The following is a 23,584-nucleotide window of genomic DNA, read 5'->3' as shown; positions in this document are numbered from 1 at the left end:
GGCGGGCTCCGACGGACAGTAGAGCGCGATTCGCTCGGTGAACGTTTTGTGTCTGGCCGTTCGACCCTGAGATATGAGCGAGCGAACTCGCGCACACGTGTTCATCTCCGGGCGCGTCCAGGGCGTGTTCTTCCGGGCGACGACCCGTGACACCGCCCGCGAGCAGGGCGTCGACGGCTGGGTGAAGAATCTGGACGACGGCCGCGTCGAGGCCGTCTTCGAAGGGCCGAAAGACACTGTCGAAGCGATGGTCGAGTTCTGTCACGAGGGGAGTCCGCAGGCTCGGGTCGAGGACGTCGTCGTCGAGTACGAGGAGCCGACGGGGCTGGACGGCTTCGAGATTCGGTATTGACAGCCGGCAGTCTTCCCCCGCCGTTTTTGCGCCGTCCCGCCGAAGGCTATCGTATGAGCCTCGGCGACGTCATCACGAGCGAACAGATGGCAGTCATCGACAGGAACAGCGCCGCGCTCGGCGTCCCACCCAAGCAGTTGATGGAATCGGCGGGCAACGCCGTCGCCCGCGCAGTCCGGTCGGCCGTCGACCCGGGGGGAGAAGTAGTCGTCGTCGCCGGACGGGGGAACAACGGCGGTGACGCCTTCGCAGCGGCGCGGTTCCTCGAAGAGTACGACGTCCGGGTTCGACTGCTCGGGCGCGCGGAGACGATCACGACGGAGATCGCTCGCGAGAACTGGGAAGCGCTGCAGGCGAGCGAACTCGACGCTCGCGAGGTCCGGGACTCGGCGGCGATCGAGTTCGGGGAGCCCGACCTGTTCGTCGACGCGATGCTCGGAACCGGTGTCAGCGGCGCGCTCCGGGAGCCGATGGCCACGGCGGCCGCGCGGCTGAACGACAGCGACACGCCCGTGCTCTCGGTGGACGTCCCCTCGGGGATGGACGGGACGACTGGCGCGCTGGCCGACAACGCCGTCGAGGCCGACCACGTCGTCACCTTCCACAAGCCGAAACCGGGACTGGACGCCCTTGCCGCGCCGGTTACGGTGGCCGACATCGGGATTCCCGAGGGCGCCGAGCGGTTCGTCGAGCGCGGCGACCTATCCAGGCTCTCCCGGCCGGCCGACAGCCACAAGGGCGCGTTCGGGGAGGTGCTGGTGATCGGCGGCGGTCCCTACACCGGCGCGCCGGCGCTGGCGGCACAGGCGGCACTGCGAGCAGGTGCCGACCTCGTCCGGGTCGCCTGCCCACAGTCGGTGGCCAGCGAGGTCCAGGGCTACAGCGAGAACCTGATCGTGAGGCCGTTCGACGGCGATCGGTTCACCCCGAACTCGGTCGCAACGGTGCGGGAACTGGCAGTCGATCACGACAGCGTCGTCCTGGGGCCCGGTCTCGGAGCCGCGGAGAACACGCTCGTGGCCGTCCAGGAATTCCTCGGTAGCTACGACGGCGTCATAGTGGTCGACGCCGACGCGCTGGAAGTGGTCCCGGGCGTCGAGACCGACGCGTCGCTGATCGCGACGCCCCACCAGGGAGAACTGCGGGCGATGGGCGGCGAGACGGCTGATGGCTGGCGCGAGCGCGCCGATCTGGTCGAATCGTTCGCGTCCGACCTCGGCGTCACGCTGCTGGTCAAGGGGCGGTACGACGTACTTTCCGACGGCGAGCGAACGCGCGTCAACCGGACCGGCAACCCGGGGATGACTGTCGGGGGGACTGGCGACGTGCTTGCGGGAACAGTCGGCGCGCTAGCAGCGACTCGGGACCCGATGGCTGCGGCGGCGATCGGCGCGTACGTCACCGGCGCGGCGGGCGATCGAATCGTCGACCGGCGGGGATACGGTCTCGTGGCGACGGACCTGCTCGACGCCATCCCGCCAGTGATGTGGGGGGTCGACGATGCGTGACGACGCGGACGGGCGTGGCGGCGACGAACTGACCCACACCGACGCGTCCGGCGACGCGCAGATGGTCGACGTCGGCGACAAGCCCGATAGCCAGCGTCGGGCGGTCGCTCGCGGAACGATCCACCTGGAGGCTTCGACGGTCGAGGCGATCCGTGCGAGTGAACTCGAGAAGGGGGACGTCCTCGCGACGGCGCGGATCGGGGCGATCCAGGCGGTCAAACACACATGGGAGACGATTCCGATGTGCCATCAGATCCCGATCACCAACGTCGAGACCGACTTCGAGGTCGGCGATACAGAGGTGACGCTGACCGTGGCCGTCGAGACCACCGGCAAGACGGGCTGTGAAATGGAAGCCCTGGAGGGCGTCACGACGGGACTGAACGTCGTCTGGGACATGGTCAAGGCCGCCGAAAAGGACGCGGACGGCCAGTACCCGGAGACGAGGATCTCGGACGTGCGGGTGCTCGAAAAGGAGAAATCGACCCGGTAACGATTGCGGAAATGAACTACGGATAGATCTTGTAGACTATTTATAGACCCCTTATATGTGGGTATGTTTAAGTGCATAGACTCTGACTAGATAGATAGTGACACACAATGTCAAGGCGAACGATTGAGACGGACATCTTCGGGCGCGAAACGACGTTCGAGTACTCGGAGCGGTGGGTCGGTTACTCCCTAGTGACGCTGCGGCTGGTGATGGGATGGGTCTTCTTTTATGCCGGGATCGACAAGTTACTGGCCGGCGACTGGTCCGCACAGGGTTATTTGATGGGCGCAGCCAGCCGAGAAGGGAGTCTCTTCCCCGGTCTGTGGGAAACGATGGCGCAGAACTACGTCGGCCTCATCGATCCGCTGAACATGTGGGGGCTGACGCTGGTCGGCCTGGCGCTAATAGTCGGGGCCGCGGTCCGCTGGAGCGCCTTCTGGGGTTCGGTCATCATGCTGTTCTATTATCTCTCCGGGTACCCTCTCGAGAACAGCCTGCTCATCGACAGCCACGTCGTGTACATCGCGCTGCTGTTCGGCATCGGGGCCTTCGGGGCCGGCCGGATCCTCGGCGTCGACGAGTATCTCGAACGGACGGCCGTCGTCGAGAACAACCCGTGGCTGCGGTACGTCCTGGGCTAGCGTCACGTCGGTTCGGCCGACGGTTCGACGAGGTCGCTCGCCTTCGCACGCGCTCGCTCGACGACCGACAGTCGCGCCTCGAAGTCGACGACGATCCGCTCGCCGTACTCGACGTCCTCGACGTTCGCGTGGTCGTGGATCCAGGAGACCAGACTCATCGCGTCGTCGGTCATCGGGAGCACGAGCCGTTCGCGCTGGAGGTCCGGCAGCGCCTCGTCGATCCGCTCGCGGAGCCGGTCGATGTTCTGTCCCTCCCTGGCGCTGACGGCCACCGGATTCGGAGCCAGCGCCGACAGCGCCTCGCGCTTCTCGCGGAGTTCGCCGTCCTCGACGGCGTCGATCTTGTTCAGAACGGTGAGAATGGGAGCTTCGTTGCGCTCGTAGAGCGTGTCGTGGCTGGTGACGAGTTTCTCGCGGATCTCCTCGACGGGCTCGCTGACATCGATGACCAGCAGCACGAGATCCGCGCGGTAGACCGAATCGAGCGTCGACTTGAACGATTCGACCAGCCAGTGCGGGAGATCCGAGATGAACCCGACAGTGTCGGTCACCAGCACGTCACGGCGATCCAGGTCGGCCTGCCGGGTCGTCGTCCCGAGCGTGGTGAACAGCCGGTCCTCGCTTTCGGCGGTCGGGTCCAGGTCGGGGTGGAGGTCCTCGTTGTCGTCGACCGCCATGTCCGCTGCCAGTCGGCGCAGCAGTGTGGACTTGCCGGCGTTGGTGTAGCCCGCAAGCGCCACCAGGTCGAATCCGGATTCGCGGCGCTGCTCGCGGCGATGTTGTTCGGTCTCTTCGATCGACTGGAGCTCTTCACGGATGTTGGCGATCTGGTTTTTGATGTCCTGCTCGCGACTCTCGTCGTATTCGCCAAGCCCCATGAACCCGGGGCGCTCGTCGCGCTTTGCGAGACTGGCCTTGGCTTCCGCCCGCGGGAGTTCGTACCGGAGTTCGGCGAGTTCGACCTGCAGCTGGGCCTTGCGGGTCTGGGCACGCTGGCCGAAGATCTCCAGGATGAGCCGGAACCGATCGAGGATCCGGACGCCTTCGGGAAGCTTGTTGCCGAGGTTGTAGGTCTGATACGGGCCAAGCTGGTTGTCGAAGACGACCACGGAAGCGTCCGTCCGGGCGACGACTTCGGCCAGCTGTTCGGCTTTCCCCTCCCCGATGTGAAACGCCGGGTCCTCTGTCCGGGTCTGGGTGAGTTCGCCGGCGACGTCGTAGCCTGCCGAACGGGCGAGGTCGGTGATCTCGGCGGTGTCGGCACTGCCGGAATCGACTCGCTTGGCGACGACTGCTGACTCTCGATGGGTGTTGTCCGTCACTCGCCCCCAAGTAGGTGGCGCGGCTATATAATTTTCAGGCAAAGGAAAACGGCGGGAGATGGGATCCCGCGCGTGTGACACTACGGAGCCGGTTGGCTCCATTCGATCACTACGGGAGCCAGCCGCATAAACCTCTAGCGTCGTTTATATCTTCGCTCCGTTGATTTCGTACGGATCGCTGTAAGGTCCGACCGCCGCGGTACAGCCGATGCGGCACAGACGTACAACGGTCACTATCAGTCGAGATCCAGGCCCCGGATCGAAACGCGCTCGGGACCGTCTTCGACGTGCCCGATGATCCGGGCGTCCTCGCTGTCGGCGACGACTGTCTCGGCGTCGGCTTCGGCCAGCGCAGCGACAAATCCAGTGCCCATATTGAACGTCCGGTGCATCTCCTCGCTGTCGACGTTGCCCTCCTGCTGGACGAACTCGAAGATCGGCTGGGGCTGGAACGGATCCGTGATCTCGTAGTGGAAGGGGCCCATTCGAGTGAGGTTTGTCCAACCGCCGCCGGTCACGTGCGCCGCGGCGTGGGCGTCGTGCTGGCGCAGGGGAGCGAGCACGTCGCTGTAGATGCGCGTCGGCGTCAACAGCTCCTCGGCGATTGTCCGCTCGGGGGCCGGCGGGAACGGATCCGTGTATTCGTGCTCGCGCGTGACTGCCTCCCGGGCCAGCGTCAGCCCGTTGGAGTGGATCCCCGAGGACGGCCACCCGACGATCGCGTCGCCCGGCTGGGCTTCGCCGGGGAAGACGGCGTCTTTCGGCGCGAGCCCGGCACAGGTCCCGGCGATGTCCAGACCCCTGATCACGTCCGGCATCACGGCCGTCTCGCCGCCGACGAGCGCGACCCCCGCACGTTCGGCCCCCTCACGCAACCCGGCACCGATCTCCTCGCTTGTCCCCTCGTCGGGCGTCTCGACGGCCAGGTAATCGACGAACGCGACCGGCTCGACCCCCGTCGCGATCAGGTCGTTGGCGTTCATCGCGATGCAATCGATGCTGACCGTCGAGTAATCGTCGACGGCCTCCGCGACCAGCAGCTTCGTCCCGACGCCGTCGGTCGCCAGCGCCAGGTATTGTTCGCCGATGTCTACCAGCCCGGCGTAATCCCCCTCGAACTCCCCGGCCGCACCGATGAGTGCCTTGGTTGCGGCCTCGCTGGCGTCGATGTCCACCCCGGCCGCCGCGTACGTGAGTTGCTCGCTGTCGTCGTCGCTCATGTCCGAGTGAGCGCCCGGCCGGGGCAAAAGCACACCGCTTCGCCGGAGACCGCTCACTCCGCGCTAGCCTGCTCGCAGATCGCCTGCCAGCGATCGCGCTTTTCCAGACGCTGCTGGAGCGCTTCGGCGTACTCTTGGGCGAGCGATGCCGCCTCGTCCTGACGTTTCCCCCCGCCGGAACTGTCCCCGCCCGGCAGGATGCTCGCGAGCTTGCCCAGCAGTCCACCGCCGCTGCCGCCACCACCGCCCGCGCCACCGGCGGGTGCACCCATACCGCCCCCACTCTGTTCCATCTGTTCGATCTGGGGCATGACGCTCGGGAGCTTGCTCGTATCGGCGACCAACTGGGCCGTCTCAGGCTCGCTCGGCCCGTCGATGTCGAATTCGACAGCCGTCATCACCAGCCCCCACTGCTGGCGCGTGAACGACGACGACTGCACCTGCTCTTCGAACTCCCGATCGACTCGCATCCGCTCGGCGGCGAGTGCGTCCCGCCAGCTGTTGTCGCTCATACCTCGCCGTTCGTCCCCGACCCCGATGAACGTTTCCCGCGTCGGGCCACGAGCAAACGACCGCACTCAAGTGTGTCGGCCGAGTACACGAGCGCATATGCAAACGATCGGATTCATCGGACTGGGCGCGATGGGGACGCCGATGGCGTGGAACCTCGAAGAAGCCGGCCACGACTTGCTCGTGTACAACCGCAGCGACGGGCCGACAGAGCCGTTCGCCGACGCCGGGATCGACGTCGCGGACTCGCCCCGGGCGGTCGGCCAGCAAGCCGACGTCGTCGTGATAATGGTCACCGACGACGAGGCGCTGGCGGCCGTCTTGGACGGGGAGGATGGACTGCTCATCGGCCTCGACTCCGAGACGACCGTCATCCAGATGAGCACCGTCACGCCCGAAGCGACCGAGGCGGCCGCCCAGACTGTCCAGGCACAGAACGCGCGGTTCGTCGACGCGCCGGTCTCGGGCACGGTCGGTCCAGCCGAGGAGGGCACACTGACGGTGCTTGCCGGCGGTGACGACGACGTTATCGACGACGTCGAGGCGATTCTGGCCGCGATGGGCGAACCGATCGTCCGGTGTGGCGACGTGGGTGACGGCGCCAGGATGAAGCTGTTCGTCAATCTCCTGCTCGGGGATATGATGAGTGCCTACGCGGAGGCACTGACGTTCGGCGCCGCACAGGGGCTGGATCTCGAAGCCATGCAACAGGTCGTCGAGGCCGGCGCGGTCGACTCGCCGCTGTTCCGTATCAAGGGCGATCTGATCGCCGAGCGTGACTTCCAGCCGCGGTTCCCGGTCGACCTGCAGTTCAAGGACCTGCGGTACGCCAACGAGGTCGCAAACGACGTCGGCGTCCAGCTCCCACAGACCGCCGCGGCGCGCGAATCGTTCAGCGCCGCCAGCGCGATGGGACACGGAAACGAGGACATGACGGCCGTCCTCAAGTACCTCGAATCGATCGCCGACGTGACCGTCGAGCGGTAACGCGCCCTCAGTTAGACCGTTCGTGTCGTTCCGGGATCGGTCGGTCGCCCTCAATCGCGTCCCTGATCCACGGCTGGTCGCGTTCGGTCCACCGCTCGACGAGTTCGACGAACCGCTCGATAGTAACCGGGTCGTCCTCGGCGTTCATCGCCCAGAACACGTCGACCACCGTGTGATCCCCCTCGCTTGCGGCCCGGATCTCCGCGTCGACCGCCGCCAGCAGTCGGGCCCCGACGTAGTAGTGGCCGTTCGTCCCGTCCCAGGTCGTCCGATTCGCAAGCGTGACAGCCGTATCCTCCGAGCGACCGGCAAGGGCCGCGTGAACGTCGGATGTCGTCACACCCTCGTATTGTTCCTGCATAAATCGCTGACTCAGATAGCGGGCACTGGCCTCACGGAACCACGTCATACCGTCGGCGGTCCGAAAGTCCTGCCGTGCGTGGATATACTCGTGGATCCAGACGCTGTGGGCGTCGCCGTCCCAAAATGACTCAGTCGTGACATACCCCCTGTCGTCGGCGTACATCAGCCCCCTGTTCGGGAACGTGTCGGGCACCGAGACGAGCACGACGCTGTCGGTGTCGCCCGACAGCGAATACGGCCCGGCAAAGGCTTCGATGAACCCGACTTTGCGGTCCGGATCGACATCTCGTCCCGCCGGCACGACGACTGTCAGCGTCGTCCCGTCGATCGGCACAGTCGCGGTTTTCGTGGCACCGACCAGGGCCCACTCGCCGAAGCCGACGACGCCGTGTGCAGGCCCGTCGTCGACAGCCCGTAGTGCCGGCGGGAGCGACGACCGATCGACGATCGCCCAGTCGTCCGCAGCGCTGGTGCGTGTGGGATCGACACCCGAAACTGTGGCCGTCTGTGCGGCCCCGGTCGCGTCGGTGTAGGAGATAGTGACGGTCGTCTCCCCCGAGACCGACTCGACAGACGGGCCAGGATCGTCACCGCCGACGATCACCCCAGGCTCCAGGACGACGACGGAGACGACCACGCCCGCGAAGAGGACGGCGAGCACGACACTCACTGCCGAGCCTGAGAGTTGCTGGAACCGACTGAGCATCTTCTAACCGTTTCGTTCTACGGGATCATAACTCTCATCCGCACTGGATTTTTAAGTGTGCATACAGTACTGTGTACTACGATGGCGACAAAAACGATTTCACTCGACGAGGAAGCCTACGAGCGGCTGAAAGCCCGAAAAAAGGAGGGAGAAAGCTTCAGTGAAACCGTCAAGCGCCTTGCAGGGGAACGGTCGTGGAACGAGGTCACAGGCATTCTTTCCGAGGACGAGGCGGCAGCCCTCGAGGCAGCTATCGAGGACGGACGAAGGAAGTCCAACGAACGGAGTGATCGCCTCACAGCGGCGTTAAACGAAGCCGGAGACGACGAGGCGTCGGAATGATTCAGGACACATCGTTCATCATCGACTTACTCCGGGGCGACGAAAACGCGAAACGGCTGCTCAACATCGTCGAAAAAGAAGCGCGACCACAGAAACTGTCCTCCGTGACAGTGTTGGAACTCTACGAGGGCGTCGCTCGATCGCAAACGCCGGAGACGAAGCGGGAGCGAATTCTCGAGATACTGGAAACGAAGCACGTCGTGAGTGCCGACCACACCGTGATGCGAAAAGCCGGAACACTTTCGGGAGAGCTAATCACTGACGGCGAACGGGTCGAGCGAGAAGACTGTATTATCGCTGCGACTGCGCTTCTCAACGACGAGCCGGTCATCACAAGAAACACGACGCACTTCGGACGTATCGACGGCCTCGAAGTACGGTCGTACTAAATCCCCGGGTACAGTGCTACCGACTCTCGCGCTGCTCGACCTTGTTCAGCTCGATCAGCAGTCGGAAGACGGCTTTCACCAGGTTCGCGTCCACGTCGAACTGCTCGGCGTTGTCGCCGGCGCGATCCATCACGGCCTGCTCCTGCTGTTCGTCGGTCGTCGGTAGCCCCTTCTCGGATTTGACCTGTGCGATCGTGTCCGCGACGTAGGTGCGCTGGGCAATCTTCTCGACGATCTCGCGATCGATCGTCTCGATCTCCTCGCGCAACTCCGCGAGGTTCATCTCGTCCGGGTGCCTGCTGTCTGTGTCGTTGTCAGCCATGTTGATCCGTCCCGTCGGTCCCACATCTCTCGCACGTCCTCTAATGCCTCCCGGTCGCCGACCGCGACGACGCTCGGCCCGGTCCCCGACAGCGAGACGCCCTCGACCAGCGGCATCGCCTCGACCATCGGATCGGTCGAAAAGCCAAGCGCCGCCGAAAAGGCCAGTCCGTTGACGGTCATCGCGCGTCCGTACGCCCCCTCATTGGCGAGATCGAACGCCAGATCGGCCATCGGCGCGATCCGTTCGCAGCGCTCGGCGTCCGCGTCGGCGCTGAAGGACCGCTCGTCGGGCGTCCAGACGAGCACGTCCCAGTCGACTTCCTCGCGAGCGAGCAGTTCGTCGCTCGCGTTGTCGGTGACTGTGACGCCGCCGAGCATCGACGCCGACGCGTCGTCGAACGCGCCGGTGACTGTGACCCCGACGTCCCGCGCGGCCATGACACCCAGTCGGGCGGCGTCTTCACGCGTCATCTTCTCGGTCGCGTCGAGAGCATCCAGCGTCGCCATGACAGTGGCGTTAGCGGCCGCTGAAGAGGATTTCAGCCCGGAAGCCATCGGCACCTCGCTCTCGGTCTCGACGTGTGCGCCCGAAATCGCCGCCTCGCCGTGGGCGTCGAGGACGTACGCGACGCAGGTTTCGATCAGTCGCGTGTCTGCATCGCGATCCTCGGCGACCTCGCCGGTGATCACGTCGGTGTCCTCGAGCAGTTCGACCGTCGCAGTCGTGTAGGCGTCGATGGCGAACGCCGAACCCTTGCCGGTCGCGAGGGCGTTCAGCACCGTCCCGGCGGCCGGCGCCCGTGCCTGTCCGTGCATGGTCGTGGGTGCGTTCGAACCCGATAAATGGGTGCTGGTTCGTCCCCGAGCGCGGTGCTTTTGACCGGCGAAGGTAAAGTCAGGCGTATGAATCGCGCCAGCGAGGTCGCGCCGTCGACGCTTCCGGTCGAGCTCACCGAGGGCGGTATCGGTGTCGAATACCTGGACGGACGGCAGGTGTTCTATCACGGTGTGCCCTCGAAGACAGTCGAGAGCCATCGCACGACGCCCCAGATGGACGTTCATGTCCTCATCACTGATGGGGACGGGACCGAAGGGATCCTCGTCTATCTCAACGACCGCAAGACCGGCGATGAGATCCTCGAAGACAGCGGCGTCGGCCGCGTCCTGCTCGCCGACGGCGAGTCTGCGAGCGTGTTCCCCGGCGTGACAGTCACGCGAGACGGGTTCGCTCTCGAAATCGACGCCGACTTCGAGACCGTCGACGGTCGGGTATTCGTCTTCGAGGAATCGGAGATGGCCGAACGCCGTCACGAGATCGTCGCCGAGTAGCGCGAGATACCGATACAGTCAGTCGTGGCTCGCCGAGATCACGTTGTCGGCGACCGATTCGGGATAGTGTTCCCGTGTCGGGGCGTCCTCGGGGATGGCGCTGACGGCGTAAAAGGTCGTCTCCGGATCGTGGTGTTTCCGCCAGTGCCACCAGGTCCGGGCAATGAGATAGAGCTTGCGAGCGCGACCCAGGTTCGCGTCCCGGTGGATCGTGTCGAAGTCCACGCTGCGGACCTGCCGGTGATGTTCGGCGTAGAGGACCGCCGAGAGCAGGACCGCGAGCTGGCAGTCGTCCGGTAGATACCGGATCCCGGCGACGCCGTCCCGGTACAGATCTTCGGTGCGGGCCATCTCGGCCCGCATCGCGGCTTTGAACGGTTCGCTCGCTCGCCGCCGGACGATGTCGTCTTCACTGGCGCCGAACTGCTCAAGCGTCTCAAGCGGTAGGTAGATCCGGCCGTAGTCGGTGATGTCCTCGCCCACGTCCCGGAGGAAATTCGAGAGCTGGAACGCTTCGGCGAGTGCGGCCGCGTGCGGTCGTGCCGTCTCCTTCTGGTCGGGATCCATCACGTCCAGCATCATGTTGCCGACGGCGACAGCTGAGCCGCGCATGTACGCCTCCAGGTCCTCGTAGGTCTCGTAGCGGTCCGTCTCGATGTCCTGCTCCATCGCATCGAGGAAGGCGTTCACGTCAGCGTCTCGGATCTCCGTCTGCTCGCGCAGCGACTGAAACGCCGCGAGCACGTCGTCCTCCGCCCGCTGCTCCCCCAGCGCTTTCGCCCGGAGCGACTCCAGGCGCTCGTACTGTTCCTCCGAGGGGAGCCCGTCAGCCTGATCGACGACTTCGTCGGCGATCCGGAAAAAGCCATAGAGGACGTAGGTCGGCTTGCGGATCCGCTCGGGAAGCAGTCTCGTCGCGTAGTAGAACGTCTTCCCGGTCCGCTTGTGGATCTCCTTACTGGTAGTGATATTGTCGTCTAACATCGAGATCGAATGGGGTTACCCTGAGTTGAGGCCGACACACAGTTAGCTCTTTGGCTGACAGAAATCGGCACAGAGTACGGCGCTATCTTGAGACAGTTTTGTTGCAATCTTGCGCATACCTAAGCGGAGTGTCAGCATAAGGTGCGTGCCCCAATGGTTTGGGTGGCCGTCAGCGCGTCCGTCGTCCCTGTTTCGGGGGGTTCACGAACAACGCGTCGACGACTGCGAGCGCACCCAGAGCTGCACCGACAACGACCGTGGCCTGCATCGGCAACGAAAGTATCTGTCCGGTCAATAGTGCGGCCAGAAAGGCCAGCGGGATGGCTACGAGGATGACGTCGTACCGACTCAAATCAGGTCCAGTCGTCGGCGCGCTCGCTCGTCTATCAGCCGATTCGACGGCCTTATCTCTCGTAGCCATGCTCGGCACACCTCCCAATTTAGAATTCGTTTTCCCCCGTTTAAAATCTTGTGTCGAGATAGTTCTCCAAACACACGGAACTGTTTCTCCAAACTAACATGCTGTCGTAGTCGACTATCTGCAGATAATTTCTAAATATATTAAGACAGATATTCTATAGGTTCGCCGGCCGCTCGTTGACACCGTGACAACCACCCAGAACGGTACGACGGAAGAGGGACGTCCCGGCAAGCAGGCGGCCGGTTACTCCTCGATGACCTCGATACCGCGGTTGTTGACCGCCGACGGGTCGAGGCCGACCTCCTCGAGGAATTTCTTGTACTCGCGCTCGCATTTCTCGGCTTTCTGCTGGCGCTCCGAAGCGCGGTCACAGAGCGCGACCAGGTCCTCGGGTACGTCGTTAGTGTAGACGATCCAGTGGTTGATCAGATCGGAGAGTCGGCGGATCGGCGAGGTGAAGTGGCCGTAGATCTCGAAGTTCAGGGCGTGGTGGCCGCCGAAGGGGTCGTTCATGTACTTCGCCCGGGGCATCACTTTCATCACGGCCCACTGGATCTTGTCCAGTTGGCGGCCCGGCGCCTGTTCGAGCGTCGCGTTGACGGCCTTCCGGGGGTCGTCCCAGGCACTCCCGGGGATAGAGACACCGTCCAGGTCCTGGATCTCCTGGAGGGCTTCGTCCCACTCTTCGGGGGCGGGCTGGGGGTGGACCCGGTACATCGCTTCGACCCCGCGGTCCCACATGAGTTCGTGGGTGACGGCCTTGTTGGCCTTGAGCATACACTCCTCGATGATCGTGTGGGCGCGGTCCCTGGCGGGGTTGAGTACCAGCGAGCCATCCTCCTTGCGCTGTTCGTGCATCTCGTCGGCCAGTTCCCAGACCGCCGAGAGTTCGTCGTGCAGGTCCGCGTCCGGGTCGTCGAGCCGGTTCTCGGCCTGCGTGTAGGTGAGTCGTTCGTCGCTCCGAATGACGGACTTGTAGATCTCGATGTTCTCGTAGCCGAGATTCTCGGGATCGAGGTGCATCTCGACGGTGTGGGCGAGCCGATCCTCGTTGGGGACCAGCGAACAGACGGTCTCGGCGAGGATCGGCGGGAGCATGTGGACCGTGTAGGCCGGCAGGTAGACCGTGTTCCCGCGCTCGACGGCCTCGTCCCACATCGCCGTCTCGGGATTGACATAATGAGTTACGTCGGCGATGTGGACCCACAGGACAATCTCGTCGTCGCGAACGTCGATCGAGACGGCGTCGTCGAAGTCCTGGGCGTCGATCGGATCCACCGTGAAGGCAGTCAGATCACGCAGGTCACGGCGCTCGTCGATCTCGTCCTGTATCTCTTCCTGGACGTCAGTCGTGCGCTCCTCGGCCTCGTCGAGTACCGCAGGTGGGAAAGCGTCGCGAATGTCGAATTTTTCGAACAGTTCGTCGCGCTTGTTCTCCAGATGGCGGGCGAGTTCCTCGTCGATCTCCACGGGACCCTGGCCTTCCGCGGTTCCGGCTTCGGCCTGGGCGGACTCCTCGTCGGTCATGCCAGTCGATACGTCCACCCGGTAGGTAGGCGTTTCGACACCTGTCCTCGCGTAGTCGGGATATGTCGGCTGCGCGAGCGCTCGATTTATATTTGCCGACGGCAACGCTTTCGTATGGATGTCAAATCTCGACATCATCTCAGGGCCGACGCGATCAGCGAGATTACCGATGCCGTCGCCGAGACGCTCGGCGTCGAGATCGAAGCCGAGACCTTCGAGAAAGTGGAGTTCGAGGACAGCGACTGGGACGTCGTCCTCGTCGACGGTGAACCGGCCGTACTGTACGTCGAGGGGGACGATTCGGACCCCGAGCCGTTCCTGACGGTCAAGGGCGCCAACGAGTACGAACCCCGGAGCAACGTCGTGACCGTCGACGCCGGCGCGATCTCCTTTGTCTCCGACGGCGCGGACGTGATGCGGCCCGGGATCGTCGAAGCCGACGACAGCATCGAGGCCGGTGACCTGGTCGCTATCGCCGAGGAGACCCACGGCAAGGTGCTCGCGATCGGACGCGCCCGCGTCGCGGGATCGGAGATGGTCGGCGAGGAAGGCAAGGTAGTCGACTCGATCCACCACGTCGGCGACGAACTCTACGAGTTCGCGATCTGACCCGGGCGATTTTTCGATGGTCGCGTGGGCGAATACACACCTACATGTTTTATTGTCTTATATATCTAATTGCTATCTCGTGCATCTCGCTCGACGGTTCCTGGCGGGCGAGCTGACCGTGTTGATCACAGGGTCGGGTGAGCAGGCAGAGCGACGGCGGGAGACGATCGCTCCGGGAGTAGACTCCCGGGTCGAGACGGTCGCTCCGGCGGAGCTACCGGATCGTGCCCGGAAGCGCCACGTCGCCTGTGTGGTTCTCTCGGCTGACGATCCGCGGGTCGGTCCCGACGAGGAGATCGATCCGCGGGAACTCGCGACCGAGGCCGACACCCCGGGCACGAGGCCGGAACTGCTCGTCCACCTGGGTGAACTCGACCCCGATGTGATCGCGGCGAGTCGATCCGGCTACGTGACGCTGGTCCTGGAGACGGACGACCTCCCCGGCACGACCGAGCGGGCGGTCGATCGATATCTCGATCGGCTGTCGGATTCGCTGGCACACGACGCTCTGGACTCGCTGCTTTCGGGACTCGATCGGACAACGTTTCTGAAGGATTCGGCGGGGACGTACCTGAAATACGACCCGGGATCGGAGGATACCACACCGTCACGCGTACTCGGAGAGACCGAGACGGAACTGGACGATAAAGACGCGTTCGGGACCGAGTGGGACCGGATCGACCGCCGGGTACTCTCCTCGGGCGAGCCGGTCGTCGACGAGGTCCTCGAACTCGGAGCCGACGGCGAACGGTTCGAACACGCACAGATACCGTGGACTGACAGTGAGGGGCGACCACTGGGAGTGATCGGTTATCGAACGCCGGTCGGGCAGCGGGAAACACGCGGGCCCCAGACGGAGCGATCCCGCACGGAACAGCTCGCGCGGTATCTCGCACACGACCTGAAGAACCCGCTCGTGGTCGCAAACGGGCACCTCGAACTCGCGAAAGAGACCGGTGACGAGTCGGCGTTATCGCGGGTCGAAGAGGCGCTCGAACGGATGGACGAGCTCATCGACGACCTCTCGGACGTGGCCGAGGGCGGCGACGTCGAGACGACCGTCCATCGAACCGAGCTCGCGTCGGTCGCGATGTCCGTCTGGGACCGCCTCACTCACGATGAGCCGAACGTCTCTCTCGAGATCGATACCCCGGAGTCTGCCCTGGTCCTCGCTCGCGAATCGGATCTCCGGCCGCTACTGGAGAACCTGTTCAAGAACGCGCTCGTGCACGGCCGAACACCGTCCGAACCGCTGACGGTCCACGTCGGGACGACCAACGACGGGTTCTACGTCGCCGACAACGGTCCCGGCATCGCGCCGGACGAACGGGACCGCGTCTTCGAAGACGGATACAGCACGGGCAACGACAGGACCGGAACCGGGCTGGCTATCGTCGAGGAGATCGCCGACTCGAACGGGTGGTGGGTCTCGGTCACTGACGGCGAGAGCGGCGGCGCACGCTTCGAGTTCCACGACTGTCCGTCGATTCCCGAACCGGAGTGGGAGCCGGCAGCCGGCGAATCGCTGTCGCTGACTGACATCACAGATGTCGGCAGCGTCGAGCAGCCCGGGTCCGCGAGCTACGACGAGAGTGCGGACGCCTGGACAGTCACCGGCGACGGGCGGGACATCTGGCACGATCAGAACGACTTCACGTTCGTCCACACGACAGTCGAGGGCCCGGTTCGGATCGAGGCGACGATCGGAGACATTGACGCGTCAGGACCGTTCAGCAAGGCCGGACTCATGCTCCGTGAATCGATCCAGGCGGACGCCAGCCACGGCTACGTCGGTCAGAACGCCGAGCGGAACGTCGAGTTGCTCTGGCGCGAGACTGCCGACGGGCTGACCAGCGGCAGCCACCTATCCGGGGAAGAGCCACGCCGGATGCGGATCGATCGCGTCGGTGATCGACTGACCTGCTCGATAGCGGGACCGGGCGCTCAGTGGTACGCCATCGACCAGCGACGGATCGACCTCGACAGCCAGGTCGCGGTCGGGCTCGCGGTCTGTTCGACGGTCCCGAACCGGACGAGTACGGCCGTCTTCGAGGACGTCGCCGTCCGCCGCCTGGATCCCGGCGACTACTCCGAATCGAGTTCGTCTTCCTCGTAGTCGCTCTCGTATCGCTCCAGGGCCATCTCGTAGCCGCGCTTTGCGTGCTCGTAGGTCTCCCGGAGATCCGCGATCGGCGTCTCGGTCGCGTCGACCCGCAGGTCGTCGTAGTAGGGTTCGATCGCCCGCTCCTCGGTCGAGCGGACGAGCAACGCGGCGCTCTGAACGGGGAGTTCCTCGCGTTTGTCACCCCCTTCGGCGTGGCCCGCTTCGAGCGCGTCGATCAGGCGGGCCGCGAGCGGTCTGTCGGCGTCGCTTTCGTCGCCGGCGGCGTTCGCTTCATAGGTTTCGGCCACGGCCTCGATGACCGATTCGCCGGTCAGGAGGTTCCCCGCGACGGTGTAGTTGTCACCGATCCGCTGGCCGTACCAGGGTTTGCACTCCGGACCGGAGAAGGCGAACTCCCCGCCGGTGCCGACACCGTGGAGCTGTCGCTGGTCGCGTCCCTCGTCGGCGCTGAGCAGCGCCTCCAGGGCGTCCTCGACGGCCAGTCCGTCGTCGAGATACTCGATCCCCTTCCGCCCGAGTTCGACGTTGACCAGGCTCTGGGTAGCGACTGCGCCGTTCTCGCTGGCGAACGGACACAGCGTTCCCACGCCGGGGAGGCGGGTCGTGACGGCCACACCGAAGCGAGTCTGTTCGTCGCCGTCCTCGTCGCGGTAGCGCTCGCGGACACAGATGCTGAAGGTCACGTCGCGACAATCGGGGGCCGTTCACCTCAGAGTGACGGTCAGTGCGACGCAACGCATCCGTGGCACGCGATGACCTCTCTGAAAGCGGTTGGTTTATAAGCTCCGGAAAGGCTGGCAGAGATCCGCTCAGACTGCCGTTCTCGGCCGGTCGAGGGCAACTCGGTCTCGGCGCGTCTAGCAACTTTTAACCGAGTCTGACGGATACATACCGCTAACATGGCAAGCAACAAGATCCTCGGCATCGACCTGGGGACGACCAACTCGGCGTTCGCGGTGATGGAAGGGGCCGACCCGGAGATCATCGTCAACAGCGAAGGCGAGCGAACGACACCGTCGGTCGTCGCGTTCGACGACGGCGAGCGGCTGGTGGGCAAGCCCGCGAAGAACCAGGCCGTCAAGAATCCCGAAGAGACGATCCAGTCGATCAAGCGCCACATGGGCGAGGACGACTACACCGTCGATATCGAGGGTGAGGAGTACACGCCCGAGCAGGTCTCGGCGATGATCCTCCAGAAGATCAAACACGACGCCGAGGAGTATCTCGGCGACGAGATCGAGAAGGCCGTCATCACGGTCCCGGCGTACTTCAACGACCGCCAGCGCCAGGCGACCAAAGACGCCGGCGAGATCGCCGGTTTCGAGGTCGAGCGCATCGTCAACGAGCCGACCGCCGCGTCGATGGCCTACGGGCTAGACGACGAGTCCGATCAGACGGTGCTCGTCTACGACCTCGGTGGCGGGACCTTCGACGTCTCGATTCTCGATCTGGGTGGCGGCGTCTACGAGGTCGTCGCGACCAACGGCGACAACGACCTCGGTGGCGACGACTGGGACCAGGCCATCATCGACTGGCTCGCCGAGGAGTTCGAGAACGAACACGGCATCGACCTGACCGACGATCGGCAGGCCCTTCAGCGGCTGAAAGACGCCGCCGAGGAAGCCAAGATCGAGCTCTCTTCCCGAAAGGAAGCCGAGATCAACCTGCCCTTTATTACGGCGACCGACGACGGGCCGGTCCACCTCGAGAAGTCGATCACGCGAGCGAAGTTCGAGAGCCTGACCGAGGACCTGATCGAGCGGACGGTCGAGCCGACCGAGCAGGCCCTGGAGGACGCCGGCTACGACAAAGGTGACATCGACGAGGTCCTGCTAGTCGGTGGCTCGACGCGGATGCCACAGGTCCAGGAGAAAGTCGAGGGCCTGACCGGCCAGGAGCCCAAGAAGAACGTCAATCCCGACGAAGCGGTCGCACTGGGTGCGGCCATCCAGGGCGGTGTGCTCTCGGGTGACGTCGACGACATCGTCCTGCTCGACGTGACGCCGCTCTCGCTCGGTGTCGAAGTGAAGGGTGGGCTGTTCGAGCGACTCATCGAGAAGAACACGACGATTCCGACCGAGGAGTCGAAGATCTTCACGACCGCCGCGGCCAACCAGACGCAGGTCCAGATCCGCGTCTTCCAGGGCGAGCGCGAGATCGCCGAGGAGAACGAACTGCTCGGGGAGTTCGCGCTGACGGGCATCCCGCCCGCCCCGGCAGGCACGCCCCAGATCGAGGTGACTTTCTCCATCGACGAGAACGGGATCGTCAACGTCTCCGCGGAGGATCAGGGTTCGGGCAACTCCGAGGAGATCACCATCGAGGGCGGTGCCGGCCTGAGCGACGAGCAGATCGAAGAGATGCAGGAAGAAGCCGAGAAACACGCCGAAGAGGACGAGCAGCGCCGTCAGCGCATCGAGGCCCGCAACGAGGCCGAGGCCGCGGTCCGACGCGCCGAGACGCTGCTCGAGGAGAACGAGGAGAACGTCGACGACGACCTTCGGGAGTCCATCGAGGCCAAGATCGAGGACGTCGAGGAAGTGCTGGAAGACGAGGACGCCGAGAAAGACGACTACGAGGAAGTCACCGAGGCGCTAACCGAGGAACTCCAGGAGATCGGCAAGCAGATGTACCAGGAGCAGGCCCAGCAGGCCGCCGGCGGTGCGGGTCCGGGCGGTGCTGCGGGTGCCGGTCCCGGCGGTGCCGCGGGCGCTGGTCCGGGCGGCGCAGCCGGTCCTGGCGCTGGTGCAGGCGGCCAGGGCGAGGAGTACGTCGACGCCGACTTCGAAGACGTCGACGAAGACGAACCAGACAGCGAATAACACGGGCCCGCTGCCGCCGCCCCCGATCGTGGCACAGCGAAAGCGCACACGTCCCGTGTGATCGCGGGAACTAGCGATATCGACGTTTCGAGGAGAGGTGCTACGTCAGCCGCTTCGAACGCTCATAGCTGTCGGTCTCGGCGTTTTTTACCACAACTGGAGACAGGAGTGAGCGAGCGAGCTATCGGAAAACACCCCTGTTCGATCCGAACGGCCCGCATTTCCAGGATATTGCCGTCACGAACGACGGCAAATTTACACACTACTGATATGTTTATGGAGGAGGGGTACATACAACGTCGTGTATGGCAAAACACGGTGCGGACACGCTCGTGACGGCGGACTGGGTCGAAGATCACCTCGAACAGTTCCAGGCGGACGATCCGGAGTATCGACTCGTCGAGATCAACAACCCGACGGTCACTGCGGACTCGGAGTACACGCCCTACGAGGACGGCCACATCCCGGGGGCGACGTTCTTCCACTGGGAAGAAGACCTCAGCGACCCGGTCTCTCGTGACATCCTCGACAAGGAGTCCTTCGAACAGCTGAACGGGGACGCGGGGATCACCGAGGACTCGACGGTCGTCCTCTACGGTGGCGGACGCGTCCCGAACTGGTTCGCACTGTTCGGCTACTGGCAGTACAAATACTTCGGCCACGAGGACGTGCGGGTCGTCGACGGCGGGAAGCCCTACTGGGTCGAAAACGACTACCCGCTGACGACGGAGGTCCCGGAGTTCACGCCCCAGGAGTACACCGCACGGGGACCGTTCGAGAACATCCGCGCGTACAAGTCAGATGTCGAGCAGGCGATCGATTCCGGTGTCCCGCTAGTCGACGTCCGCTCGCCTGCGGAGTTCACCGGTGAGGTCATCGCCCCCGAGGGCCTTCAGGAGACCGCCCAGCGTGGCGGCCACATTCCCGGCGCACAGAACGTCCCGACGACGTCAGTCCTGAACGACGACGGCACGTTCAAAGACGCCGACGAACTCCGTGCGCTGTACGAGGAGGTCGGCATCGAGGAGGATCAGTCGGTCATCACCTACTGCCGAGTCGGCGAACGGTCCTCAATCGAGTGGTACGTGCTCCACGAACTGCTCGGCTTCGAAGACGTCGAGAACTACGACGGCTCCTGGACGGAATGGGGCAACACGATCCGCGCTCCGATCGAGACCGGCGACGCGGAGTAACGGCGTCACCGATCGCGACCGCTCCAGTCTCCTGATTCCGGCTATCACTGCCGTTTTCGCCGAGACGACAGCGACAGCGTTAGAAGTCCCAGTCGTGTAGCTACGCCTATGGACCGACAGACGTCGGACAGAGTCGTCGCGGCCGCAGTCGCGACACTGCTGCTCGGCGGCGGTGTACTCACCTGGCAGGCGATCCAGCAACGGCAAACAAGTCACGAGATGATGGGCTCGATGATGGACGGGTCGTCCACGATGGGCGGCACGGATCCGATTGTATATGCTGTCGGGACACTACTCGCGGTCGCGCTATTGATCGGCTTCTACGCGATTATGCGGGGTGAGGCCGCCGAACGGACAGATACGTCCCCTCCGGCTGCCAACGGGATGCGGACGGACGTGGCCGGACAACCGACCGCCGGCACCAACGGAACGACGGCGGCCGAGAGCGCTCCCGCGAGCACGGCTGAAGGGACGGTGGACGCATCCGACGCGAAGAGCGAAGCGGGCGAGACAGCACACCACACGAGCGTGGATCAGCCGGATGAGGCTGGACCCGACGAGGACGCGTCGGCGACGACCGACGGGGACGGACAGTCGGTCCGCCAGGTCCTGGACTTGTTGCCGGACGACGAGCGCCGGATCCTCGAACCGGTCGTCGAGTCGCCGGGGCTCACACAGATCGCACTGCGGGACCGCTCGGACTTCTCGAAGAGCAAGGTGAGCCAGACGGTCTCGGAGCTCGAAAAGCGTGGCCTGCTCTACCGGGAGAAACAGGGCCGAACCTACCGGGTCTATCCGGACGACGACCTCGAGGAGCGCCTCGGGAACTGAGAGTGTCTGCAACCGTCGCCACGAACGATCTTGTTCCTCAAAAACTCTCTAACCGTTGCATAAACGTTCTCGGACGATTTGAGAGGTTCGTTTAGACCCACGGGGATAACCCAGTACCCCCCATAGAAAGGGGTGAGGCGATCACACGATGACAGACCGAACCGACCGCTGGCTACTCCTGGTGGTCGCACTGATCGGTGTTGCACTGCTCATCCCGGCCGTCAGCGCGCACGGGACGAACGATAATAATTGGACAGACTGGATGGACACGAACGTCTGGGGTGGGGACGCCCCGGACGATGTCGGTCCGTACGCCGGGCCACACGGTGGCGGCCATTACGGCCCGCACGGTGGCGGTTCCTACGGCCCAGCCGCTACGAACGAGACGCGATACGGCGGCCAGTACGGACCCCACCACGGCCCACATCACGGGTGGGCGTACGGAGCAGGCGACGAACGGCCCGCGAACGCGTCGCACTATCACGGTGGCGCGTACGTGAACGGGTCCGCACCCGCTCGGTACGCAAACGGTACCGCGTACCATCACGGGGGTTACGCAAACAGTACGTATCCCTCCGCCGTGAACGGCACCTACTACCCGGGAGACGGGTACGAGAGCAGTCCGTACCCGTCCGACGGAACACGGACAGAGGGAACGAGTGATTCAGCGTGGCGATACAGTGGCGGTCCGGGGGGATGCCATTGACTGACGCGTCGCTCCGCTCGCGAACCGGTCGCTCGATCGGAACTGCCGTCGCTGCGCTCGCAGTACTCGTGGCGCTGACGATGCCCGCCGCCGCGCAACACGGCGCCGGCGCGATGGGCGGTGGCGTCGGTGGCGTCGGCTGGTTCGGGCTCGGACCGCTGCTGTGGATCGTGGTCATTGGGGCGATCGTCGCGCTGGTCGGCGGCTACACCCGACCGAACAACTCACCCAACACCGAACCTCCCTCCAGCACGGACGGTGCGCTCGCCGCACTCCGCGAACGGTACGCCCGTGGGGAACTCTCCGACGAGGAGTTCGAGCGCCGGCGACAGCGACTGCAGCGCGACCGACAGTAGTCGATCGAATTAGCCCCGGTAATTCTAACGTACCCGATAGATAGTAGCGGTTTAGTGTGCTCGGCCCGCCTGTAGTAACGAAGAACGCTTACCGAGTCACATCGGATGATACCATGGACCAAGAATACGATATCATCGTCGTCGGCGGGGGCATCAGCGGCGCGTCGCTGCTGTACACTATTTCGAAGTTCACGGACGTAGAGCGGGTCGCGCTGATCGAGAAAGAGGACGAGATCGCGGCGATCAACTCCCACGTCACGAACAACTCCCAGACGCTGCACTTTGGGGACATCGAGACGAACTACACCCTGGAGAAGGCCGAATCGGTCAAACGCGGGGCCGAGATGGTCGCGGGCTATCTCGAAAACCACGATTCCGACCGGGAGATGCACAGCAAGCGCTCGAAGATGGTGCTCGCGGTCGGCGACGAGGAAGTCGAGACGCTCAGGCACCGACACGAGGAGGAAGGGTTCGGCGACCTGTATCCGAAACTGGAGGCGATCGGTCGCGAGCGGATCGCTGAACTCGAACCGAAGGTCGTCGAGGGCCGGGATCCCGACACCGATCTGCTCGCACTGCACACGCCAGACGGTTACACCGTCGACTACGGCGAGATATCGAAATCGTTCGTCGAGCAGGCCCGCGTAGAAGGCGGCGTCGACGTCTACACGGGGACGAAGGTCACCAACATCGACGAGACGATGGAAGGATTCACCGTCGAGACCGACAGCGGAACGTTCGAATCCGACGCGACGGTCGTCGCAGCCGGTTCCCACAGCCTGCAGATCGCCAAGGAGATGGGCTACGGCGACGATATGGCGCTGCTCCCAGTGGCGGGGAGTTTCTTCCTCTCCGAGGACGGGCTGCTGAACGGCAAGGTGTACACTCTCCAGATGAAGCGTCTGCCGTTCGCGGCGGTCCACGGCGACGCCGACGTGCACGACGAAGGGATCACCAGGTTCGGCCCGACCGCGAAGTTCGTGCCGGCGCTGGAGCGGGGGCGGCTCTCGACGGTTCCGGACTTCCTCGACGTGTTCGGGTTCAGTCCGGCGGCGTTTGCGAGCTACACGAACATCCTCGCGGATCGGGTGTTGTTCCCGTTCGTGCTCAAGAACCTCCTGTACGACGTCCCGCAGATCGGCAAGGAAGCATTCTTGCCGCACGTCCAGAAGGTCGTCCCGACAGTCGAGGCCGACGACATCGAGCGTGCGAAAGGCTACGGTGGCGTCCGTCCGCAGATCGTCGACACCAGCACGAAATCCCTGGACATGGGCGAGGCCAAGATCCACGGCCACGGGATCATCTTCAACATCACGCCCTCGCCGGGCGCCTCGACCTGCCTCCAGAACGCCAAGGAGGACACGCGCCAGATCGTCGAGTTCCTCGATCGGGACTACGAGTTCGACGCGGACGGCTTCGAGAGCGAGACGATCGACAACTTCCCGCGTGCAGAGTGATCTGGTGGGGCAACTCTGTCGGTCTCCGAGACCACACACTTTTTGCGCGCCTGTGCGGACTGTCGGG

Annotated in this window: 26 protein-coding genes; 16 read left to right on the top strand and 10 right to left on the bottom strand. The window is 64.3% G+C overall.

What is annotated here, in order from left to right:
• The first annotated feature begins 73 nt into the window (after nucleotides 1-73).
• The 4 genes from HSEST_RS05210 to HSEST_RS05195 all read left to right on the top strand — a co-directional run bounded on the left by HSEST_RS05210 (nucleotide 74) and on the right by HSEST_RS05195 (nucleotide 2,994).
• Nucleotides 74-352 carry an acylphosphatase gene (locus tag HSEST_RS05210; RefSeq protein WP_229122631.1) on the top strand — a complete coding sequence of 93 codons (279 nt, stop codon included), beginning with the start codon at nucleotides 74-76 and terminating at the stop codon, nucleotides 350-352.
• 53 nt (nucleotides 353-405) lie between these two features.
• Nucleotides 406-1,860: an NAD(P)H-hydrate dehydratase gene (locus HSEST_RS05205; protein ID WP_229122630.1), complete on the top strand. Its 1,455-nt coding sequence runs from the start codon at nucleotides 406-408 to the stop codon at nucleotides 1,858-1,860.
• Nucleotides 1,853-2,353 (top strand): cyclic pyranopterin monophosphate synthase MoaC, encoded by a 501-nt coding sequence (gene moaC / locus HSEST_RS05200; RefSeq protein ID WP_229122629.1) that lies wholly within the window; start codon nucleotides 1,853-1,855, stop codon nucleotides 2,351-2,353. The genes HSEST_RS05205 and moaC overlap by 8 nt, the downstream gene beginning before the upstream one ends.
• Nucleotides 2,354-2,460: 107 nt before the next feature.
• Entirely contained in the window at nucleotides 2,461-2,994 is a 534-nt protein-coding gene (locus HSEST_RS05195) for a DoxX family protein (RefSeq protein ID WP_229122628.1), read from the top strand.
• 2 nt (nucleotides 2,995-2,996) lie between these two features.
• On the opposite strand, the gene hflX is transcribed toward HSEST_RS05195, so the two are convergent.
• The 3 genes from hflX to HSEST_RS05180 all read right to left on the bottom strand — a co-directional run bounded on the left by hflX (nucleotide 2,997) and on the right by HSEST_RS05180 (nucleotide 6,048).
• Nucleotides 2,997-4,316, bottom strand: a complete 1,320-nt coding sequence (gene hflX / locus HSEST_RS05190) for a GTPase HflX (protein ID WP_229122627.1) — start codon at nucleotides 4,314-4,316, stop codon at nucleotides 2,997-2,999.
• Nucleotides 4,317-4,552: 236 nt separating this feature from the next.
• Nucleotides 4,553-5,536 carry a phosphoribosylformylglycinamidine cyclo-ligase gene (gene purM / locus HSEST_RS05185; protein WP_229122626.1) on the bottom strand — a complete coding sequence of 328 codons (984 nt, stop codon included), beginning with the start codon at nucleotides 5,534-5,536 and terminating at the stop codon, nucleotides 4,553-4,555.
• A gap of 53 nt (nucleotides 5,537-5,589) precedes the next feature.
• Nucleotides 5,590-6,048, bottom strand: a complete 459-nt coding sequence (locus HSEST_RS05180; protein ID WP_229122625.1) for a DUF5799 family protein — start codon at nucleotides 6,046-6,048, stop codon at nucleotides 5,590-5,592.
• Nucleotides 6,049-6,073: 25 nt separating this feature from the next.
• On the opposite strand from HSEST_RS05180, the gene HSEST_RS05175 reads away from it, so the two are divergent.
• Nucleotides 6,074-7,033, top strand: coding sequence for an NAD(P)-dependent oxidoreductase (locus tag HSEST_RS05175; RefSeq protein WP_267491919.1), 960 nt, complete (start codon nucleotides 6,074-6,076; stop codon nucleotides 7,031-7,033).
• A 7-nt stretch (nucleotides 7,034-7,040) separates the two neighbouring features.
• Here HSEST_RS05175 and HSEST_RS05170 read toward each other — a convergent pair whose 3' ends face one another.
• Nucleotides 7,041-8,102: a hypothetical protein gene (locus HSEST_RS05170; RefSeq protein ID WP_229122623.1), complete on the bottom strand. Its 1,062-nt coding sequence runs from the start codon at nucleotides 8,100-8,102 to the stop codon at nucleotides 7,041-7,043.
• An 81-nt stretch (nucleotides 8,103-8,183) separates the two neighbouring features.
• Between HSEST_RS05170 and HSEST_RS05165 the strand changes: the two genes are divergently transcribed.
• Together HSEST_RS05165 and HSEST_RS05160 are read left to right on the top strand one after the other, a co-directional pair.
• Nucleotides 8,184-8,444, top strand: a complete 261-nt coding sequence (locus HSEST_RS05165) for an antitoxin VapB family protein (protein WP_229122622.1) — start codon at nucleotides 8,184-8,186, stop codon at nucleotides 8,442-8,444.
• Nucleotides 8,441-8,833, top strand: coding sequence for a type II toxin-antitoxin system VapC family toxin (locus HSEST_RS05160; protein ID WP_229122621.1), 393 nt, complete (start codon nucleotides 8,441-8,443; stop codon nucleotides 8,831-8,833). The genes HSEST_RS05165 and HSEST_RS05160 overlap by 4 nt, the downstream gene beginning before the upstream one ends.
• Nucleotides 8,834-8,849: 16 nt before the next feature.
• Here HSEST_RS05160 and HSEST_RS05155 read toward each other — a convergent pair whose 3' ends face one another.
• The gene (locus tag HSEST_RS05155; protein WP_229122620.1) at nucleotides 8,850-9,155 is read right to left on the bottom strand and encodes a chorismate mutase; all 306 of its coding nucleotides are present in this window, start codon (nucleotides 9,153-9,155) and stop codon (nucleotides 8,850-8,852) included.
• Nucleotides 9,113-9,973, bottom strand: a complete 861-nt coding sequence (locus HSEST_RS05150; RefSeq protein WP_229122619.1) for a shikimate kinase — start codon at nucleotides 9,971-9,973, stop codon at nucleotides 9,113-9,115. The genes HSEST_RS05155 and HSEST_RS05150 overlap by 43 nt, the downstream gene beginning before the upstream one ends.
• Before the next feature lie 87 nt (nucleotides 9,974-10,060).
• Between HSEST_RS05150 and HSEST_RS05145 the strand changes: the two genes are divergently transcribed.
• On the top strand, nucleotides 10,061-10,486 hold the full coding sequence (locus HSEST_RS05145; protein WP_229122618.1) for a DUF5796 family protein: 426 nt from the start codon (nucleotides 10,061-10,063) through the stop codon (nucleotides 10,484-10,486).
• Between the two features lie 18 nt (nucleotides 10,487-10,504).
• On the opposite strand, the gene HSEST_RS05140 is transcribed toward HSEST_RS05145, so the two are convergent.
• From HSEST_RS05140 to HSEST_RS05130, 3 genes are all read right to left on the bottom strand, one after another.
• The gene (locus HSEST_RS05140; protein ID WP_229122617.1) at nucleotides 10,505-11,470 is read right to left on the bottom strand and encodes a phytoene/squalene synthase family protein; all 966 of its coding nucleotides are present in this window, start codon (nucleotides 11,468-11,470) and stop codon (nucleotides 10,505-10,507) included.
• Nucleotides 11,471-11,639: 169 nt separating this feature from the next.
• Nucleotides 11,640-11,891, bottom strand: a complete 252-nt coding sequence (locus tag HSEST_RS05135) for a hypothetical protein (RefSeq protein WP_229122616.1) — start codon at nucleotides 11,889-11,891, stop codon at nucleotides 11,640-11,642.
• A gap of 243 nt (nucleotides 11,892-12,134) precedes the next feature.
• Nucleotides 12,135-13,418 (bottom strand): RNB domain-containing ribonuclease, encoded by a 1,284-nt coding sequence (locus HSEST_RS05130; RefSeq protein ID WP_229122615.1) that lies wholly within the window; start codon nucleotides 13,416-13,418, stop codon nucleotides 12,135-12,137.
• A 114-nt stretch (nucleotides 13,419-13,532) separates the two neighbouring features.
• On the opposite strand from HSEST_RS05130, the gene HSEST_RS05125 reads away from it, so the two are divergent.
• Both HSEST_RS05125 and HSEST_RS05120 read left to right on the top strand, forming a co-directional pair.
• Nucleotides 13,533-14,027: an RNA-binding protein gene (locus tag HSEST_RS05125; protein ID WP_229122614.1), complete on the top strand. Its 495-nt coding sequence runs from the start codon at nucleotides 13,533-13,535 to the stop codon at nucleotides 14,025-14,027.
• Between the two features lie 79 nt (nucleotides 14,028-14,106).
• The gene (locus HSEST_RS05120) at nucleotides 14,107-16,143 is read left to right on the top strand and encodes a sensor histidine kinase (RefSeq protein WP_229122613.1); all 2,037 of its coding nucleotides are present in this window, start codon (nucleotides 14,107-14,109) and stop codon (nucleotides 16,141-16,143) included.
• Here HSEST_RS05120 and HSEST_RS05115 read toward each other — a convergent pair.
• On the bottom strand, nucleotides 16,113-16,835 hold the full coding sequence (locus HSEST_RS05115; protein ID WP_229122612.1) for a DUF1028 domain-containing protein: 723 nt from the start codon (nucleotides 16,833-16,835) through the stop codon (nucleotides 16,113-16,115). The genes HSEST_RS05120 and HSEST_RS05115 overlap by 31 nt on opposite strands.
• 216 nt (nucleotides 16,836-17,051) lie before the next feature.
• Between HSEST_RS05115 and dnaK the strand changes: the two genes are divergently transcribed.
• The 6 genes from dnaK to HSEST_RS05085 all read left to right on the top strand — a co-directional run bounded on the left by dnaK (nucleotide 17,052) and on the right by HSEST_RS05085 (nucleotide 23,517).
• The gene (dnaK, locus tag HSEST_RS05110) at nucleotides 17,052-18,974 is read left to right on the top strand and encodes a molecular chaperone DnaK (RefSeq protein WP_229122611.1); all 1,923 of its coding nucleotides are present in this window, start codon (nucleotides 17,052-17,054) and stop codon (nucleotides 18,972-18,974) included.
• Between the two features lie 305 nt (nucleotides 18,975-19,279).
• Nucleotides 19,280-20,167, top strand: coding sequence for a sulfurtransferase (locus tag HSEST_RS05105; protein ID WP_229122610.1), 888 nt, complete (start codon nucleotides 19,280-19,282; stop codon nucleotides 20,165-20,167).
• A gap of 108 nt (nucleotides 20,168-20,275) precedes the next feature.
• Nucleotides 20,276-20,998 (top strand): helix-turn-helix transcriptional regulator, encoded by a 723-nt coding sequence (locus HSEST_RS05100; protein ID WP_229122603.1) that lies wholly within the window; start codon nucleotides 20,276-20,278, stop codon nucleotides 20,996-20,998.
• Between the two features lie 148 nt (nucleotides 20,999-21,146).
• Nucleotides 21,147-21,704 carry a hypothetical protein gene (locus HSEST_RS05095; protein WP_229122602.1) on the top strand — a complete coding sequence of 186 codons (558 nt, stop codon included), beginning with the start codon at nucleotides 21,147-21,149 and terminating at the stop codon, nucleotides 21,702-21,704.
• Complete coding sequence (locus HSEST_RS05090; RefSeq protein WP_229122600.1) at nucleotides 21,695-22,060, top strand: SHOCT domain-containing protein; 366 nt, start codon at nucleotides 21,695-21,697, stop codon at nucleotides 22,058-22,060. The genes HSEST_RS05095 and HSEST_RS05090 overlap by 10 nt, the downstream gene beginning before the upstream one ends.
• 113 nt (nucleotides 22,061-22,173) lie before the next feature.
• Nucleotides 22,174-23,517 (top strand): FAD-dependent oxidoreductase, encoded by a 1,344-nt coding sequence (locus HSEST_RS05085; protein ID WP_229122598.1) that lies wholly within the window; start codon nucleotides 22,174-22,176, stop codon nucleotides 23,515-23,517.
• Nucleotides 23,518-23,584: the final 67 nt, after the last annotated feature.

This window comes from Halapricum desulfuricans (assembly GCF_017094465.1).
Taxonomy (GTDB): domain Archaea; phylum Halobacteriota; class Halobacteria; order Halobacteriales; family Haloarculaceae; genus Halapricum.
This window is presented reverse-complemented; position numbering and strand designations above follow the sequence as displayed.

Excerpts from the sequence above, each read along its gene's own strand:
- HSEST_RS05130 (WP_229122615.1), bottom strand. The coding sequence starts at position 13,418 with ATGACCGACGAGGAGTCCGCCCAGGCCGAAGCCGGAACCGCGGAAGGC.
- HSEST_RS05100 (WP_229122603.1), top strand. The coding sequence starts at position 20,276 with ATGGACCGACAGACGTCGGACAGAGTCGTCGCGGCCGCAGTCGCGACA.
- HSEST_RS05160 (WP_229122621.1), top strand. The coding sequence starts at position 8,441 with ATGATTCAGGACACATCGTTCATCATCGACTTACTCCGGGGCGACGAA.
- HSEST_RS05125 (WP_229122614.1), top strand. The coding sequence starts at position 13,533 with ATGGATGTCAAATCTCGACATCATCTCAGGGCCGACGCGATCAGCGAG.
- HSEST_RS05165 (WP_229122622.1), top strand. The coding sequence starts at position 8,184 with ATGGCGACAAAAACGATTTCACTCGACGAGGAAGCCTACGAGCGGCTG.
- moaC (WP_229122629.1), top strand. The coding sequence starts at position 1,853 with ATGCGTGACGACGCGGACGGGCGTGGCGGCGACGAACTGACCCACACC.
- HSEST_RS05150 (WP_229122619.1), bottom strand. The coding sequence starts at position 9,973 with ATGCACGGACAGGCACGGGCGCCGGCCGCCGGGACGGTGCTGAACGCC.
- HSEST_RS05105 (WP_229122610.1), top strand. The coding sequence starts at position 19,280 with ATGGCAAAACACGGTGCGGACACGCTCGTGACGGCGGACTGGGTCGAA.
- HSEST_RS05145 (WP_229122618.1), top strand. The coding sequence starts at position 10,061 with ATGAATCGCGCCAGCGAGGTCGCGCCGTCGACGCTTCCGGTCGAGCTC.
- HSEST_RS05170 (WP_229122623.1), bottom strand. The coding sequence starts at position 8,102 with ATGCTCAGTCGGTTCCAGCAACTCTCAGGCTCGGCAGTGAGTGTCGTG.
- HSEST_RS05180 (WP_229122625.1), bottom strand. The coding sequence starts at position 6,048 with ATGAGCGACAACAGCTGGCGGGACGCACTCGCCGCCGAGCGGATGCGA.
- HSEST_RS05095 (WP_229122602.1), top strand. The coding sequence starts at position 21,147 with ATGACAGACCGAACCGACCGCTGGCTACTCCTGGTGGTCGCACTGATC.
- HSEST_RS05175 (WP_267491919.1), top strand. The coding sequence starts at position 6,074 with ATGAACGTTTCCCGCGTCGGGCCACGAGCAAACGACCGCACTCAAGTG.
- HSEST_RS05090 (WP_229122600.1), top strand. The coding sequence starts at position 21,695 with ATGCCATTGACTGACGCGTCGCTCCGCTCGCGAACCGGTCGCTCGATC.
- HSEST_RS05135 (WP_229122616.1), bottom strand. The coding sequence starts at position 11,891 with ATGGCTACGAGAGATAAGGCCGTCGAATCGGCTGATAGACGAGCGAGC.
- HSEST_RS05195 (WP_229122628.1), top strand. The coding sequence starts at position 2,461 with ATGTCAAGGCGAACGATTGAGACGGACATCTTCGGGCGCGAAACGACG.
- dnaK (WP_229122611.1), top strand. The coding sequence starts at position 17,052 with ATGGCAAGCAACAAGATCCTCGGCATCGACCTGGGGACGACCAACTCG.
- HSEST_RS05205 (WP_229122630.1), top strand. The coding sequence starts at position 406 with ATGAGCCTCGGCGACGTCATCACGAGCGAACAGATGGCAGTCATCGAC.
- HSEST_RS05155 (WP_229122620.1), bottom strand. The coding sequence starts at position 9,155 with ATGGCTGACAACGACACAGACAGCAGGCACCCGGACGAGATGAACCTC.
- HSEST_RS05085 (WP_229122598.1), top strand. The coding sequence starts at position 22,174 with ATGGACCAAGAATACGATATCATCGTCGTCGGCGGGGGCATCAGCGGC.
- HSEST_RS05210 (WP_229122631.1), top strand. The coding sequence starts at position 74 with ATGAGCGAGCGAACTCGCGCACACGTGTTCATCTCCGGGCGCGTCCAG.
- HSEST_RS05140 (WP_229122617.1), bottom strand. The coding sequence starts at position 11,470 with ATGTTAGACGACAATATCACTACCAGTAAGGAGATCCACAAGCGGACC.
- purM (WP_229122626.1), bottom strand. The coding sequence starts at position 5,536 with ATGAGCGACGACGACAGCGAGCAACTCACGTACGCGGCGGCCGGGGTG.